The 16,797-nt window shown below is 48.5% G+C and carries 14 protein-coding genes; 10 read left to right on the top strand and 4 right to left on the bottom strand.

The genetic code is table 11. The features are described from left to right. Positions 1 to 512: 512 nt before the first annotated feature. Positions 513 to 1,019 (top strand): hypothetical protein, encoded by a 507-nt coding sequence (locus EJL91_RS17340; RefSeq protein WP_243125435.1) that lies wholly within the window; start codon positions 513 to 515, stop codon positions 1,017 to 1,019. 111 nt (positions 1,020 to 1,130) lie between these two features. Then, positions 1,131 to 1,871, top strand: a complete 741-nt coding sequence (locus EJL91_RS17345; protein ID WP_125143249.1) for an AAA family ATPase — start codon at positions 1,131 to 1,133, stop codon at positions 1,869 to 1,871. Between the two features lie 91 nt (positions 1,872 to 1,962). On the opposite strand, the gene EJL91_RS17350 is transcribed toward EJL91_RS17345, so the two are convergent. The 3 genes from EJL91_RS17350 to EJL91_RS17360 form a co-directional block, all read right to left on the bottom strand. Next, positions 1,963 to 2,637: a class I SAM-dependent methyltransferase gene (locus EJL91_RS17350; protein WP_125143250.1), complete on the bottom strand. Its 675-nt coding sequence runs from the start codon at positions 2,635 to 2,637 to the stop codon at positions 1,963 to 1,965. A 169-nt stretch (positions 2,638 to 2,806) separates the two neighbouring features. Continuing rightward, positions 2,807 to 4,186, bottom strand: a complete 1,380-nt coding sequence (locus EJL91_RS17355) for a sensor histidine kinase (RefSeq protein ID WP_125143251.1) — start codon at positions 4,184 to 4,186, stop codon at positions 2,807 to 2,809. Between the two features lie 13 nt (positions 4,187 to 4,199). Beyond that, positions 4,200 to 4,874, bottom strand: a complete 675-nt coding sequence (locus EJL91_RS17360) for a response regulator transcription factor (RefSeq protein WP_125143252.1) — start codon at positions 4,872 to 4,874, stop codon at positions 4,200 to 4,202. Positions 4,875 to 5,106: 232 nt separating this feature from the next. On the opposite strand from EJL91_RS17360, the gene EJL91_RS17365 reads away from it, so the two are divergent. The 7 genes from EJL91_RS17365 to EJL91_RS17395 all read left to right on the top strand — a co-directional run bounded on the left by EJL91_RS17365 (position 5,107) and on the right by EJL91_RS17395 (position 13,682). Beyond that, positions 5,107 to 7,356 carry an ABC transporter substrate-binding protein gene (locus EJL91_RS17365; protein WP_125143253.1) on the top strand — a complete coding sequence of 750 codons (2,250 nt, stop codon included), beginning with the start codon at positions 5,107 to 5,109 and terminating at the stop codon, positions 7,354 to 7,356. Next, on the top strand, positions 7,337 to 8,185 hold the full coding sequence (locus EJL91_RS17370; protein WP_125143254.1) for a carbohydrate ABC transporter permease: 849 nt from the start codon (positions 7,337 to 7,339) through the stop codon (positions 8,183 to 8,185). The genes EJL91_RS17365 and EJL91_RS17370 overlap by 20 nt, the downstream gene beginning before the upstream one ends. Positions 8,186 to 8,227: 42 nt before the next feature. Beyond that, on the top strand, positions 8,228 to 9,112 hold the full coding sequence (locus EJL91_RS17375; RefSeq protein WP_243125436.1) for a carbohydrate ABC transporter permease: 885 nt from the start codon (positions 8,228 to 8,230) through the stop codon (positions 9,110 to 9,112). A 64-nt stretch (positions 9,113 to 9,176) separates the two neighbouring features. After that, complete coding sequence (locus tag EJL91_RS17380) at positions 9,177 to 10,901, top strand: coiled-coil domain-containing protein (RefSeq protein ID WP_125143255.1); 1,725 nt, start codon at positions 9,177 to 9,179, stop codon at positions 10,899 to 10,901. A 79-nt stretch (positions 10,902 to 10,980) separates the two neighbouring features. Continuing rightward, on the top strand, positions 10,981 to 11,562 hold the full coding sequence (locus EJL91_RS17385) for a hypothetical protein (RefSeq protein WP_125143256.1): 582 nt from the start codon (positions 10,981 to 10,983) through the stop codon (positions 11,560 to 11,562). A 358-nt stretch (positions 11,563 to 11,920) separates the two neighbouring features. Beyond that, positions 11,921 to 12,790 (top strand): tyrosine-type recombinase/integrase, encoded by an 870-nt coding sequence (locus EJL91_RS17390; RefSeq protein WP_125143257.1) that lies wholly within the window; start codon positions 11,921 to 11,923, stop codon positions 12,788 to 12,790. A gap of 406 nt (positions 12,791 to 13,196) precedes the next feature. Next, positions 13,197 to 13,682 carry a hypothetical protein gene (locus tag EJL91_RS17395; RefSeq protein ID WP_125143258.1) on the top strand — a complete coding sequence of 162 codons (486 nt, stop codon included), beginning with the start codon at positions 13,197 to 13,199 and terminating at the stop codon, positions 13,680 to 13,682. Positions 13,683 to 13,755: 73 nt separating this feature from the next. Here the strand turns inward: EJL91_RS17395 and EJL91_RS17400 are convergent, their stop codons facing one another. Then, positions 13,756 to 15,000, bottom strand: a complete 1,245-nt coding sequence (locus EJL91_RS17400; protein WP_125143259.1) for a 4Fe-4S dicluster domain-containing protein — start codon at positions 14,998 to 15,000, stop codon at positions 13,756 to 13,758. A 371-nt stretch (positions 15,001 to 15,371) separates the two neighbouring features. On the opposite strand from EJL91_RS17400, the gene EJL91_RS17405 reads away from it, so the two are divergent. Beyond that, complete coding sequence (locus EJL91_RS17405; RefSeq protein WP_125143260.1) at positions 15,372 to 16,712, top strand: APC family permease; 1,341 nt, start codon at positions 15,372 to 15,374, stop codon at positions 16,710 to 16,712. The last annotated feature ends 85 nt before the right edge of the window (positions 16,713 to 16,797 follow it).

Consider the following 16,797-nt stretch of genomic DNA (forward strand, 5'->3'; position numbering starts at 1 on the left):
GAAGGGAGACCTTGGAATCCGCCGGTGCTTGCTGAGGTTTCTCACGAAGCTAGCATCCGTTGCGCATTCCACAAGCGGGAGCGAGTCCCCGTAGGAATTTTTTCTCCTGGATTCCCCCTCACCACAACCCATAAACCGGGACTGAAGACTCATAACCCCCCTCCCACTCCCCCGTCCGCCGTCTTACAGAGGCGTCCTCGCATCTCAACTAAATCCCCATTTTATATACTCATCCGTTTACCCTGAATAAAAATAATAAGGGATAGAATTATCATTTTCACTATGATATACTAAATTCAAAGCATATTATTTCTTAACATTTCAAGCGGAAAGCCGCGTCTTAAGTCAATTCTTAAACTTAGATTTTCAGGAAATCTTGATGCTTTGCAGAACCCGATTTTATCATGCAGAGAGGTTTCCGGAATATCGATGAGCAGCGGAGGCCTCCTGCGGTTACAGAAGACGGTGTCAGGTTTGTGAACAACCTTTCAGCGTTACAAAGGAGGTACGGAATGAAAAAAATGCAGAACAGGGAAAACACGATCAGAGAGAGCGGGAATGGTGTGGGAGCCAGACGGACTTACAAGGCCAGGCTGTTTGAGATGATTTTCAGCGACAGGAAGGAACTGCTCGCACTGTATAATGCGGTAAACGGAACGGCGTATGAGGATCCGGAACGAGTGAGGACCTATGCGGGGACGATGAGCCTAAAGAATGCGGTAGAGCGTGCGGTGGAAGAGTGCATTCGGGATAATGTGCTGGCAGAGTTCCTGAGAAACAACAGAGCGGAGGCGATGAAAGTGAGCATTTATGAGTATGATGAAGAAAAGACGATGAGGCAGATGCGGGAAGAGGGGCACGAGGAGGGAGTAAAAGAAGGCCGTGAGGAAGGTGAAAAATCCTTTGCCATACTGGTCAAGAGACTGTTGGAAGATTCCCGTCAGGACGCTCTCCTTAAAGCGGCGGACGACCGGGAATTCCGGGAAAAGCTTTACCAGGAATATGGGCTGAAGGAATGAAGTGAGTAACCGGCTAATATTGCAGTAAGATTTTCTGCTATGGGAATTTACGTATCAGCCTTGAAAGAAAAATTCCGGGATCTTTGTCCAGGGTGCTGATGGAGGCGCATAATGAATATGAACTTTATAAGGGAAGTGCAAGTACGGCAGGAATGCCTTTCCGAGGATTCCTATATCCGACAGATACCGGCGCTTGCCAGGTTCCCGGAGCTGGTTCTGGAAAACCCGATCACGTTTCTGGTGGGGGAAAACGGGAGCGGCAAATCCACATTGCTGGAGGGAATTGCGGTGGCCTGGGGCTTCAATCCGGAGGGCGGAACGAGAAATTTCAACTTTTCCACCCGCGATACTCATTCGGAGCTGGGACAGGCCATCCGGCTGGTCAAAGGCATAAGAAAACCCTCAGACGAATTTTTTCTGAGGGCGGAAAGCTTCTATAATGTGGCGAGCCAGATTGATGATTATGAGGAAGAGAGAAGCGGCTACCTTAAATATTACGGAGGAAAGTCTCTGCACTGTCAGTCGCATGGGGAAAGTTTTCTGGCTCTGGCGCAGAACAGATTCCGTCCGAGGGGGCTCTATCTTCTGGATGAGCCGGAGGCGGCGCTGTCTCCTCAGAGACAGCTCACACTCCTGCTTGCAATTCACAATTATCTGAAAAGCGGCGCTCAGTTTATCATAGCCACCCATTCCCCCATTCTGCTGGGAATTCCGGAGGCTGAGATCCTTTCGCTGGATGACGGTTATATCCATCCCATTTCTTACGGGGAAGCGGACTGTTTCCAGGTAATGGAGATGTTTATCAACAACAGGGAGATCATGCTGAAACGCCTGCTCTCCGATGACAACTGAACAGATAGCCGTCGCCTGACGGTGAAAAACGCTGCATGGATTGTATCAGTAACTCGTTGCTGTTTTCCGCGGAGCAGTATGGAGATACTTTTCAGACATCCTTGTAGAGAATAAGAAATAATGAGGATTCATCCGTCTCGTCGATCTCGTAACGGCAGCCAGCAGATTCCCCCAGAGCGGTTAAATCCTCCCGGGAAAATGTGTCTGCACGGAAACCGTCTTTACAATAAATAACTCCGTCTTTCGTTTTCTCTTCATCCACTTCGCCGAGGAGCCCTTTTCTGGCCTGTTCCCGGAACCATTCAAGGCGGGTATCCCAGATTTTGTCACTGTAGGTGCTGAAATAGGCGGCTCCGCTAGGTTTCAGGGCGGACAGGCATTTGCTTATCAGTTCTGCCGGATTTCCCTTAACGGCGGACAGGCCGTTCTGCAGACAGATCACGATGTCAAATTCTTCATGGAAGTCCAGCTTATAGGCATCCATCGTTAAAAGGCGGCAGTTATTGCAGTCCTGTAAGTAGAAGTTTCCAAACAGCACTGAATCCTCGGAAATTTCGATGCCTGTGACAAAGGCTGCGGCGGGAGCGAGTTCCCGCACAATACGTCCGTATCCGGCGCCGATTTCAAGGATGTGTTCCGATCCGGCCAGCCTTTCTTTGATGTAGTCTGTCTCAGCCCTCAAATACTGTTCGATTCTCGGGATGCCGGTTTGATAAACCTGATACAGTCCGTTTGCATTGAGGTTTTCCTGGTAATAATTTCCCATTTCCATTCTCCTTTCTCTTCATTAATCAAGAATTCTTTTCATTGGCACAAAATCTTTTCATAAATAAAATCTCTTTATAAAAACAAAAGCTCTTTATAAAAACAAAAGCTCTTTATAAAAACAAAATCTTTTGCCTCATACAGAAATCGTTTTCTCAAAACAGCACTGGCTATGCCTGCTGTAAGGTCAGAGTGATGATAAAACGGCTCCCGCCTTCCGGGTTATCATAGACGGAAATGGTGCCTCCGTGCATTTCCACCAGTTCCTTTGCGATACTTAAGCCAAGTCCGAAATGTTTCTTATCATTCCGGGAAGAGTCGCCGCGGTAGAAACGATCGAAAATCCGGGCTTTCATCTCATCGGGGATACCTTTTCCACTGTCTGAAATCTCTATGACCGTCCGGAAGAGGTCTGAACTGATATGTCTTCCGCCCTCTTTTTTGTACATTTTAAGGGAGATGGATTTTCCATCCGGAGTATAAGAGACGGCGTTGTCGAGGAGGATGGCGATAACCTGCTGAAGCCTCTGCTTATCGGCCAGAAGAGGGGGCAGAGGCTCGTCTGGAAGAGCCAGGGTGAGGCTTATGTTTTTCTCCCTGCATATAGGCAGGAACGCCTCATATGCCTCTATCAGAAGCGTATCAGGCTCGGTCTCCATCCTGTGCAGCGCCCAGGTACCAGAGTCGGATGAAGCCAGAAGCAGCATATCACCGACCAGCCTTGCCATTCTCTGGCACTCGCGGTCTGCATTGCCGATGAGCTGTTTCCAGGTGATATGCATATGATCAGGCGGCGCCTCTGTGTCCGGTTCCCGGTCAGAAAGTTTCTCCGACAGTTCACCCTGAAGTGCAGAGAGGCTTGAGCGGATGACGGCCAGAGGGGAACGCAGTTCGTGGGAAGCGGCGGCCACAAACTCGGTCTGTTTTTTCACACTCTCCCTGGCCGGTAAAAGAGCCCGGCCTGTCAGAAACCAGCTGATAATCAGGATACCGAACAGCCCTACAGCCCCGGAGAGGGCAAAAAGAGGCAGGCTCTGAAGAATAAGGGCCAGTCGTGGGGTGATATAGGATAGGAGCATGAGACATTTTGCACCATGATCGGTTGTCAGCACCATAACCCTGCCGTAGTAGGAATCACCCCGGCTCCCCCTCACACGCAGAAGGGAGGTCTGGTTCATGGACGAAGAAACGGGAGGGTGACTGGGGCTTACTCCTTCTGCCCCGGCTATGTCAAAAGCGGAGCGGATCAGGGAAGTTCTGTCGGTTGGAGGCGTCCAGGCGCCTGAAAAGAACAGGGGTAACCCATTTTCCTCTATATAAATGACGGAGCGGTTCATCACCTCGGTCTGTGCAAGATAGGAGTCGCTGATATAGGCGTCCGACTGGATCCGGGTACTGGCGGAAAACCACAGATTGTTAAAATCGGTAATCTCCTGCTGTTCCCGGACCGTGATATTGCGGTAGAAGATCAGGGCCAGAAGCAGGAGGAGAATGATGCCCGTAAGGGCGGTATAGAGTATGGTAAGCTGTTTTTGTGCCTTGCGGAACATAATCCTGTCCTTTCTAAGCTTTTTCCAGGCGGTATCCGACGCCGTGAACCGTTACGATCCGGACGGGAACCTTTAAAGTCGAGAGTCTGCGCCGGATAAAATAAATATAATTGTCCAGATTTCCGTCCTCCACCTCACTGGAGGAACCCCAGACATAGGTCAGGATCATTTCACGGTTCAGGGTCCGTCCCGGATTCCTGAAAAAATACTCCACCAGGGAAGCTTCTTTTTTAGATAAGGTGACGGAAGAATTCTGATACCGGAGTTCACGCTGTTCTTTTGAGAACACGAGTCCCTCAAAGCTGAGGGTGCGATCATCCTCAATGCGTCCCGGCCTTCTGGTGACGGCGCGGATTCTGGCAAGCAGTTCTTCCACGGCGTAAGGTTTTGCTATATAGTCGTCGGCTCCTGCATCCAGTCCGTTTACGCGGTCATTCAGTCCGTCCAGGGCAGTGGAAAAGATGGCTGGGGTCTGGATTCCCCGCCTTCTGAGCGCCTGCAGAAGCGTCAGCCCATCCATTTCCGGCAGCATGCGGTCAATAATCAGGCAGTCGTAAGCGCTGGAACACGCAAAGAGAAGACCATCTGTCCCATTATGGCAGATCTCCGTATCATATCCGGCCTTATCCAGGGAAAGCTTTAATGTATCACATAGAACTTCATCGTCTTCAATCAATAATATCTTCATATTCTTATTTTGCCTCATATTTCCGTTTCGGTATTTTTCTTTGATATAATATCCCTGCTTTTAGTCTATCACATAATTCTCTAAAAAATCTAAAAAAAATGAGGGCGTTTTTCCAGTTTTTTTAGAGATGCGTTATGTAAAATAAGAGATAACAGTTCGGAGGGAGGTACCCGGCGGGGGAAACGCCGGTCACTCTGAACCGAAACAGATTCAATGTTGGGAGGAGAACCATATGAAGAATAGAGGTACAGACCGGATAAAACGAAAAAGAAGGACCGCGGCAGCGGCTGCCGGAATATTGGCAGTCGGAGCGATGTCGGTACTGTCTGCCTGCGGCAGCGGAAAAACCTCTACAGGTGAGATAAGCCAGACTCAGAATGAGAGCACGGCGCCGGGAGGGCAGTCGGCCAAGGGCCGCTATATGGAGGAAGAAATCGCATTGCCGGAAGAAATAGCCGATAACGGTTTAGTGGACGTTGTACAAAAAGAAGACAAAAGCCTTGTTTTTTGTATTCCTGATGAGAACAGCAAGGCCAGACTCTACAGCCTGGATTCCAAATCCGAATGGACGGAGGGCGAAGCGATTGCAGCGCCCGAAGGAATAAGGCCCGCTAAGATGATGCAGGATGAAAACGGAACATACTATTATGGAGGATTTGATGAGAACTACATATTCCATATATGGACGGCACAGGAGGACGGAACAACCCGGGAGTTGCTGCCGGATGTATTTAAGGTACAGGAGGGCAAACAATACGGAATTATCCCTGACTTTATAGCGGCGCTTCCCGGAGAGAGTTTTCTGGTATCCCAGACATCACAGGCTGATATATACCAGTCCGACGGAAGAATGCGTGCGTCCCTGGCCCAGGATTTTATCGGAATGGATGTAAGAATTCCAGTTTCAGTCTCAGGGGAAGAGTATTTGACATTAAATAACCAGAAGCTTGTCAGATACAATCTTGAAACGGGAACCCAGACCGGAAGCTATGACCTGCCCGACAAGGGGCGCGATGTATGGCAGATGCCTGTCTTTACCGATGACGAGGGGTTCGTTTACGTTGCCAGCCAGACCGGCCTTTACCGCACCGGAAGGGACGGCACGGTATGGGAACAGCTCATCGACGGCAGCCTGAATTCCATGGGACGCCAGGATATGTTTATGAGGAGCTTCTTTAAAGGTCAGGATAACGACTATTACGGAGTCTTTTCAACGGGAGACTCAAAGCTGAAAGTGCTTCACTACTACTATGATGAGACAGTGGACACGGTTCCGCCGGAAACTCTGACCATATATGCGCTGAGAGACAATGCCACGGTACGTCAGGCGGCATCCATCCTTCAGAAGAATAATCCTCAGGTGAAGGTAGATTTCAGAATTGCCGTGGAGGATGAGGAAGAGGAAGTGACGGAAGATGTAATCCGCGCCCTGAATACGGAGCTTTTAAACGGAAAAGGCGCCGATGTGCTGATATTAGACGGACTGCCGATGCAGACATATAAAAACAAAGGAATTCTTGCAGATATCACCAATCTGTTTGAGGCGGATAAAGAGGATCTGCTGGCTAATGTGAGGAGCAATTTCACGGCCGAGGACGGAAAAATCTATTACATGCCCGCCCGCATCGACGTACCGGTGATCTTTGGGGAACCGGAGGCAGTGGCCGCATTCCAGGATATTGATGAGATGGCGGCATATGACAAGACCCCTTCCCTTTTCGCACCTGATATCTACGAAAATATAATCAACATGACGTCATACACCTGCTATAAGGAACTGTTTAATGAAAACGGCACCGTGGACGGCGATGTGCTGGCCCGTTATCTCACGGCAGTGAAGAGCGCCGGGGAAAAAAGCAATGTCCAGGTAAGTTATGCCCAGGCCGATATGGAACGCCTCATGGTGAACAATACGGTACTCCTGAGAGGATTTGGAAGACAGGACGGTTACAATGTTGTGTCAAAACGGTGCGCGGCAGGCGCAGAGATTTTCAGTTCAATAGACAGCGCAATGCTTCCTCTGTCTGCGGCTGAGATGGTTAACAGTGAAATTGAACCTCTGGGAGGAATATACATGCCGAACGTAGTGGCTGGCATCAATGCCTCCAGCCAGAACAGGGAAAATGCCGAAGCATTTATCAAAACACTGTTCGACACTGAAGTGCAGGATGAATCTCTGAGAGATGGTTTCTCAGTGAGAAGCAGCAGTCTTGATAAATGGGCGAAGACGGAGAGCGAGAGCAGCGTTTCCATGAGCTCCGGAGAGGGAATCTATTTAAGCGGCTCATGGCCGGCACAGGCAGAGCGCGACAAAATCATGGCAATCGTACGCACGGCAAGCATTCCTGCCCTGATTGATCAGCAGATTGTAGATATGATTGTGGACGGTTCCAAAGATTATCTAAATGGAAAAGAGACAGTGGAAGATGCGGTTCAGGCCATTGAGAATAAGATGAAGCTCTATGTCAATGAGAGAGAATAAAAAAGCAGTAAGCAGAAACGGGGCCTGGTTTTTCCTGGCCCCCAGCCTGCTGGGAGTGACAGCCTTTGTCCTGCTTCCCTTTGCCGATGCTTTCAGGAGATCCTTTTTTGACAGCAGAGGCAAGACATTCGCGGGCCTGAGCGTATATCAGGGGGTTCTGGAAAACCAGGCATTCCGTCTGGCAGCTGTCAATACGGTGCGGTTTATGGCAGTCGCGCTGCCGCTTCTGATGGCAGTCTCTTTTTTTCTGTCCCTGCTGGTTTATCAATACAGCCGGAAAAAGAGTTTTTTCAAGACGGTTCTCGTGATGCCGGTGGCTGTACCGTCGGCGGCGGTAATCCTCCTCTGGAGGATGGTCTTCTGCGAACAGGGGATTATTAACGGACTGTTTAAACTTAATACCGACTGGATATACGGACCGTCATCCTTTACCGTTCTTGTGTTTGCCTATCTGTGGAAAAACACAGGATATCAGATGCTTCTCTGGCTGGCTGCCCTGGGAGGAATATCGGATGAGCTCTATGAGGCGGCGGAGGTGGACGGAGCCGGATGGCTGCAGAAACTTGTATATGTCACAATACCACAGGTGAAAAAAGCCTCCGGCATGATCCTGTTCCTGGCCGTGATCAATTCTTTTAAAGTATTCAGGGAGGCATATATTGTAGCAGGGTCCTATCCAAACGACAGGATTTATCTGCTTCAGCATCTTTTTAACCACTGGTTCCTCAATCTGGATATACAGAAGATGTGTGCGGCGGCAGTGCTTCTGACGATTATCATAGGCGCTTTTCTGACACCTTTCGTCATCAGGGCCGGCCGGGACGATTGAAACGGGAGGAGCAAAATTTTTAAGAAGAGAGGGGAGGAGGAAATGAAAAAGACATCGGTTTTCCTGCGCTTTCAGCGGAACCGTCCGGTTAAAACCGTCACGGGGGGCTTTCTATTGTTCGTCTGTCTTCTTTTTGTCCTATTTCCTCTTATATTAATGACGGCGGCATCCTTTATGCCGGAGGATGAGCTGGTGAGGAGGTACCTGGCGGTTCTGGATTTGGGAAAAGAGCCGGTGCTCCCGGCCCTGATTCCCGACTTTCCGTCTCTGAAGCCATATGCCGATCTGCTTCTTCGCTCGCCCGGCTTTTTTGTGATGTTCTGGAATTCCTGCCTGCAGGTTTCAAGCGTCCTGGCCGGACAGCTTCTCATTGGAATGCCTGCGGCCTGGGCCTTTGCCCGGTATGAGTTCCGCTTTAAAAAGCTTCTCTTCCTCCTTTATCTGATTCTTCTTGTCATGCCGTTTCAGGTCATGATGGTGCCGTCTTATCTTGTTTTGGACCGGTTCGGGATACTGGATAGCCATCTGGCGGTGATACTGCCGGGGATATTTTCTACCTTTCCCGTATATATCATGGAGAAGTTCTTCGAATCGATCCCGAAATCGTTTTTGGAGGCTGCCCGCATTGACGGAGGAGGAGAGTGGACTATTTTTTTCAGAATCGGCATTCCTATGGGATTTCCCGGAATCATGACGGCAGTGCTCCTGGATTTTTTTGAATATTGGAATGCGCTTGAACAGCCGCTCACATTCTTAAAAAACAGGCAGTTGTGGCCTCTGTCCCTCTATCTTCCGAATGTAACGGCGGATAAGGCATCCCTGGCCTTTGCGGCCGGGCTGATTACAATGGCGCCGCCGGTGCTTTTATATCTGAACGGGCAGACCTTCCTGGAGGAGGGAATTGCCTCGTCCGGCATCAAGGAGTAGAGAAAACACGGTTATAGATAAAAATACAGGAACTGCGCTGAGGCAAATCAGGGAAGGAGGCAGTATGGAAGAAAATGAAAAACTGAAACGAAAAATATACCGCCGTCTTCTGATTGGCTTTTTTGTCTGCATGTTCATTTTTACTATTATTTCCAGAGTGATCGATGTTTATGAGACACCAAAAGTCAGGACAGCTTATGCAAGCCAGGGAACTGTTATGAAGACGGTGGAAGGGAACGGAAGTGTGGAGGCTGGAGATACAAAAGAGATTTCTTTGATTCAGGGTCTGAAAGCGGGAAAAATAGAGGCAATAGCCGGGACGGCGGTGAAGGAGGGGGATGCACTGTTCTCCTATTCAATGGATTCACTGGAGGCGCGGATGAAGGAGATCTCAAAAGAGATTAAAAAGACGGAGTTAGAGATGGAAGGAGAGCGGATCGGGGCGGAAAGTTTTACCGGAGTTACCAGGGTGGAGGCTGCGTCCCAGGAGCTTGCAATGGCGGAGAAGGCGCTGGAACGTCAAAATGGCAAGAAGGTACAGGCGGAAACCGAATATACCGCAAATCTCGAAAAAATCCGGGAGTATTATGAGATACGTCTGGAACTTTCGGACGATGAACTGCGGGATCAGAGCCGCAGCGATTACGACCAGAGCCAGACGGATTATGAGTCGGCAAAGCTGGAGCGCGATGCGCAGCTTCGTGAGATTAAAAGAAAGATAAAGGATACGGAGAAAAAGATTGAGAAGCTGGAGAAAAAGGAAGAACCGGACGAAGATGAATTAGAGGATTTGAGGGAAGATCTGGAACGCTACGAGGAGGATCTGGATACGGCGGAGGAAAGCTGGGATCTGAAAGTTGACCGGGCCAGGGAGGAAATGAGTGATAAAGGAGATATTTACGATCGGGCGGGACGCCAGGCGGACAGTGCAAAGCTGGCTTTAAAGGAAAACTATGAGTCTGCGGTTACCCAGGAGGAAAAGGCGCTGGAAGCGGCGGAAGACGCCAGGATCCAGGCGGAATGGGCGGCTGAAACGGCGCGCCAGGCGCTGCAGAACGCGGCGAGGGAAGACCAGGCCACGGCGCTCACAAGGGATCAGACAAAACGGTTATCGGAGCTTCGAAATGAGGCGAAGCAGCTGGAACTGGAAGAACTGAGAGAAGAAAAAGAAAAAATCGGCAGACTGATGGAAAATCAGGGAATGGTTTATGCCCCCTGTGACGGAACGGTCAGCGCCGTGGAGATAGAGGCGGGAAAAGAGGTGGCGGGAACGGAGCGTCTGACCCTCTCTGTAGGAGAACTGAGACTGCACGGAACCTTTGACCGTGAGGATGATAACAGCCTGAAGACGGGAGATGAGCTGCTGGTGAGGATGGAAGGAAGCGAAGACCGTGTGAAGGCGGTCGTCGGGCAGGTGGATCTTGTCAGCAGCCAGGACACGGGTGAATTTACGGCCAGTCTTCCCGCAGGTAAAGCGGTTTTGGGAGAAAAGGCATATTTTGAATGCCAGAAGGGCGGAGATGTCTACCGGCAGCTTATCCCGGTAAAAGCCCTGAGAAAGGATGTCACCGGCTATTACTGCCTTGTGATGCGTAAGCAGAAGACGATCCTCGGCGAGGAATATAAGGCGGCCAGAGTGGAACTGGATCTCCTTATCAGCGGTGATACGATGGCGGCCGTGGAGGGGGCGCTCAGCCCGGAGGAACCGGTGATAACGGAAAGCGATCGGGTGATTGGAACCGGCGACCGGGTTCGCCTGATGGCGGAACTTGCAGATGTGGACGGATAAAAGAGAATCGGGCTGAAAAGAATTGGGATAAGAAACTAAGCAGTAAGAAAAGCAAAAGAATGGAGGGGAAGCAGTGAAAATGAAATATGGTAAAAGAGTATTGATATTGGCGCTTCTTCTCCTGACTGGGACAGGGTCATTTGCAGCGGCGGCTGGAATCAGGGGAAGCAGCGTCATGATTCGGGAAGAACGGGATTTACAACTTCGCAATGTCACGATGGAAGAGATAGAGGACATAAAAGAACGGGAAAAGGGCGGGATGACAGGGCTTGTCAATATAGCGGGCTGGCGTCATGGAGAGGCCGGAAACATAAAGGAACCCGTTTCAGGCAAGAAAGAAGGGGTGGGTACAATCTATGTAAACGGCCCCGTATCCCTGGCATTTCCCGGAAAAGTCCTGAGCGGTTCATTTGATGCAGTGATGGACAAAAAAGACTGCATACTTACCAGGGAGGTTTCCTGGTCTCTGTTTGGTTCCATAAATACGGCGGGCTGCCGGGTTGCTTTCGGAGATAAAATGTATACCATTGCTGCAGTGATAGACAGGGAGGAAAAGGCTGTTTTTTTTACGGCGGATGAGGGTCCGGTGGAAAAAGCCGCATTTTCTTTCCAGGGAAGAGGGCGTCTGAAGGCCAGGATGGAGGCCCTTGGCTTTGAATAGCATCCCGGTTTTATTCAAAATGTTCGAAAAAAGTTTTGAAACTGAAAGATCTTTGTGCACACTTTTCAGATAGAGTGTGATATTATAATACTCGTAACCCCCCCCAATACATTATATAGTTTTTGCTACACCCCATAAGAACGAAATACCTTCTCCTTAAAGTGACCAGCTCCCCGGCTGGTCACTTTTTTTCTCTTGATGATGTAATTATCTAAATATGGAATAATGGTTTATTTTAGGGCGTTAAATCATTTTATTTCAGAAAAATAACGGCGAATTCTAGAAATGGTAAAAAATTCCATACCCGTTTTTCGAATTTATATATATAGTGTAATTATAAAAAGACGGAGGACTGAGAATGGACAAGATAATCAAACTGGAAAATATTAAACGATATGAGAGAAAACTGTATGAAGAAGAAAAATCAAAACTGACAATTGAAAAATATATCCGTGACATCATGCATTTTTACAGATTTCTTCCTCAGGGCAAACGGGTAAATAAAGAGCAGTCCATTGCCTACAAGCAATATCTGAAGGAGCATTACAGAGTGAGCAGTGCGAATTCCATGTTGGTGGCCCTGAACCGCTTTTTTGAATATATGGGATGGAATGACTTTAAAGTTCAGCAGTTTAAGATACAGAAGACATTTTTTTGCAGAAATGATTCCTTTATGAGCAAAAAGGAATATGAGAGACTGATTGAGAGTGCACAGAGAAAAGGTGATCTTCAGCTGAATCTGATTATGCAGACAATTTGCAGCACCGGTATCAGAATCAGTGAGCTTTCGGCAATCGATGTAAAGGCGGTGGCGGCCGGATATGCTTATGTCGATAACAAGGGAAAATCCAGGGTTATTTTTCTGCCGAAAGCATTGGTGCGGGTTTTAAAAACGTATCTGAGCAAAACAGGAATCACATCGGGGCCGGTGTTCATATCCAGTAAGGGAAACGCAGTTGATCGCAGTGTTGTCTGGCGTAGAATGAAGAGACTCTGCCAGGATACGGGAATAGATGCAAAAAAGGTATTCCCGCATAACCTGCGTCACCTGTTCGCACTTACTTTTTACCGGCTAAAAAAGGATCTTCTCCGCCTTGCCGAGGTGCTGGGGCATGCCAGTATCGAGACGACACGAATTTACACGGCAACTACCGGTGAGGAGCATAAAAGAATTATATCACAGCTTGGACTTGTTCGGGGATGGGGAGGCGCCTGCAGCGCCACATAATTCAGATTATGTGACTATTTAGAAAATGCATTGTTACATATAAGGAATACATGTTTATTGTAAAACATTAACGGACTTTTTTCAACGCCGGCCGGCCACTGTTCCCTGTTTTTTTGCGTAAAATTGAATATTCTTCGCTGTCCATTCCAATAGTAAACGCGTCAAACGAAAAAAAGCATGACAAAATAAATTGGCATGCTGCTTTCGGTGCAAATCCATAATCTTCTTATAACTCCCCAGATATGTCATGATTAGAAACAAACAGGTTAAATAATATAAAATTAGTTTTACAGTCACATAATCTGAATTATGTGACCGGAATACATAATACCGTTTAGAAGTAAGGCCTCCTGGAAAACATGAGAAAGAGGCATTGAAAAGAAAGAGGGAAGGAGGGACGGAACTGTTGAATACAGAAAAAAAGAGTATCTCATCAATGGCGGCATGTTCTGTCGTATATGTGGAGAAATACGATAATGGAATTCTGTCGGGAAGAATTGTCAATTACTGTTTAGAGGAACCTGTCTTATTTCATGGAATGGGGGATTTTGCGATAATGATGGACCGAATCTATGATTTTCTGGGGCTTGAGCGGCCTGATTCTTTGCCCGTCTCATTTTTGGGGCAGGAAAAGAGCTGGAATGATGGGTTTGTGCTGCGTGACAAGCCCGATGACGGTTGTCAGGATACGTGGATAGGCAGAGAGAGCTACATAGCCCTTTTTGTAATCCATACGCGGTACCGCTACCATTCAAGCTGGCAGGGCAGTATTGCATGGCCTGAGAAGAGCATGGAAAAACCGTACAACAGTGTGCTTGACTGCATCCGGCTGATGACGGAGGCGGTTGAATACGAGACAGAACAAAAACAGAAAAAGGGAGAGCCCGTTTAACCGGACGTTATCAGAGTGCCGGCTTGGCCGGCACTCTGTGGATTTCATGGGGCGTGCAGGCGCTCCATGAATTTTATCTGCAATTACATTCGACCGCCTGGTTTGGACAGGTCATGTAACAGCGGCCGCATTCGAGGCAGCCGTAATGGTTAATCCGGTATTTTCCACGGCCGTCGGGCTCAATGACATGTTTCATGCATGCCTCCGCACAGGTTCCGCAGCCGATGCAGCTGCCGCCTATTTCATAGGCCCAGGGACGCACGGCCTGCTCTCCAAATGAAAAGCGCACCCGTGTCACCTCATCATCCTCGGGAAGGTGGAAAATCTCTCCTTCGCCCTTGTCGAGAAGAAAGATACGGAACATATCCAAATCTTTGGCATACAGCGCCTTCGTACCTGGATTTAACTGCCAGTACCGTTCGTAGATTTCAGGAGCCTCTGACGGTTCTAAAAGTCTCACATGGGCATTGATACGGACGGAGAGAGCCAGATCTTTAACAGTCATTTCCGTTACACATCCCGATAGATACGGAGAACGCATGAGTTCATAAAAAACGGGTTTTCCCTTAGCCACGCCGATATACATATTTTCATCCTCATCCAGAAAATGCAGCTCCAGGCCCCTTGTGGCCGGAGTGATACCGTCGCAGGCAACTGTGCCGAATATCATATAACCGCCGCGCCTGATAAAGGCACAGGCGGCTTTTTTCTTTTCCTCGTTGGGACTTGATTCGCTCAGTCCGAATACGGGGGGCGGATCAAAGGATGTGCAGGAGGAATCGGGCGCTGTGTTGGTTCCTTCTACGGTGGGGGCATCCGCTACAGGCACGTACTGCCCGTTTATAAAGTCCACGATCTTGCCGTTTTCCAGCCTGGTATATTTGTCGGTCAGGAGGACGGTGAGGAAACAGTGGGGCATGTCGATCCGGTTATAGACGATAGGTCCGTGTTTTAAGCCGGCCGGACAGTAGATACAGGTGTTGTCCGTCACCGTGTAAGGTTCTCCGTCCATATAAATAATTGCCTCACCCCATTTGGCGTTGGTGTCATCACCTTTTTGAGTATAGGCAGGCATAAAGAAAATCAGTTCGTCCACATCATGCACATGTTCCCCTACAAATGGATTCTTTTCAGGGATTTCGTAAAACCATGAAAGCCCCATATGAGCTTTGCATGCTTCAAACAGTTCGTTGGAAGAATAAGTCTGCCCGCGGGTGCGGCCGGTGTTCGGGTCACCCTCTTCATCATACAGATCATCCAGCAGAGGAGGTCTGTAGGAAGGGGAGATGAAAAGATGTTCCCATTTCTTTTTTTTCATAACGGTAATCTCCTTTAAGTTTTTATTATAATGCTGTTTCTACTGTGCTTAGTCTCCTCAATACTGTTTTTAGAATACTATACATGTAAAGTTAAATCAATGGGGAATATTAAAATAATGGGAAATCGTCAATATTAACAAATAATGCTTAGGTTTTTCAGTGATAAAGTCAATAGAAACAGTATTGACTTCGCTATACATGTATAGTATAGTGAGACCAGGGAATGAAATGCGTAAACATTTCAAAACATTTCAGAAAACCTGAAACAGCAGATTACTGTGCGGCAGTGATGCAAGAAGAGCACGGTATGTAAGAATTTACTGCTCTAAAAACAGCAATTAGCAAAAGAAGATTAGGAGGAGGTAGTAGTATGTCAGGTAAAGCGTCACACAGTGAGAAAATTCTAAGCAGGGCGGACTTAGTTATGCTGGCCGTGGGTAATGTAATCGGCGGAGGAATTATGGCAGTCACGGGAATTGCGATCGGCATGACCGGGCGGTCGGCGGTATGGGCATTTCTGTTTGCCTGTGTGCTTGTTCTGTTTGAAGCGATACCGCAGTTCTTTGCAGGCGGAACAATCCGTATGAACGGCGGTTTTTACACGCAGGCGGCAATGTTTGGCGGCAAGTATTTTGCAGGACTTTATGCCGTGATATTTATCAGCTTTTTTTTCGGCGCGTCGATGTATGCATTGTCCTTCGCGGATTATGTGCTGGACTTTTTCCCGAATGTCAACGGAAGGCTGATTGCATTTGCCTGTCTGTCCGTTTTTTATCTGATCAACCTGTTTGGCGTGAAAATCGCCGCCAAGGTCCAGTATGTGCTTGTAGTGGTTCTGATTATAGCGCTGAGTACTTTTATCGGATTCGGTGTGTCTGAAATCAAACCGGGATTCTTCGGCGGAGATGATTTCTTTTTCGGCGGATTTAACGGATTCATGTCCGCGACGGCTCTTCTGAGTATGGCTCCCAGCGGCGCGGTATTTATCATTAACTTTGGAAAACAGTGTAAGAAACCGACAAAAGATATCCCGTTTGCGATTATTGTCGGAACGCTCGTCGTGAGCCTTCTTTACACAGGTATGGCATTTGTCGCCGCCGGTGTCCTTCCAGTAGAGGAAGTGGCCGGCAAGTCCCTGGGCCTTGTGGCGGCGGAGATTTTCCCGAGACCTGTATATATCTTCTTCATGGTCGGCGGCGCCATGGTTGCGCTGATAACCTCGCTGAATGCGCTGTTTGGATGGATTACCCCTCCTCTGGCCCAGGCATGTGAGGACGGATGGTTTCCGAGATTTCTGGCAGCAGAGAATAAAAGGTTTGGAACAAATCACTGGATTATGACGATCATTTACCTGTTGACCGCATCCATTATTATCTTTGGCTGGGATATGTCAACCATCGCGAATGTCGGCAACTTCCTGGCAAGTGCGGCCACGGTTGTTATTTCACTCTGTCTGCTGACGCTTCCGAAGAAGATTCCGGATCTTTGGGAGAAATCGCCGTTCCACGTGTCACCGGGAGTTTACAAGGCGGGATGCATCGTCAGCGCCCTGGTGGATATCATGTTCTGTTATTTCCTGGCGATTGAGCTGACAAAAGCGGATATTATCGGTCTGTTCATTTACCTGGGCGTGGCTCTGGTGTATCCGTATCTGATGCTGAAATACAGCAAATCGGGCGTGGAGATTGAGGTCAGCTATGAGGAGGCCTGAGTTTACCGGGTGCGGAGCGGGCGGCAGCGGCCTGGGGTAAAAGCTGCTTTAGCGGTTTATAACTGATTACATAGTATGCCGGGCG

This window comes from Clostridium transplantifaecale (assembly GCF_900626075.1).
In the GTDB taxonomy this organism is placed as follows: Bacteria; Bacillota; Clostridia; order Lachnospirales; family Lachnospiraceae; genus Otoolea; species Otoolea transplantifaecalis.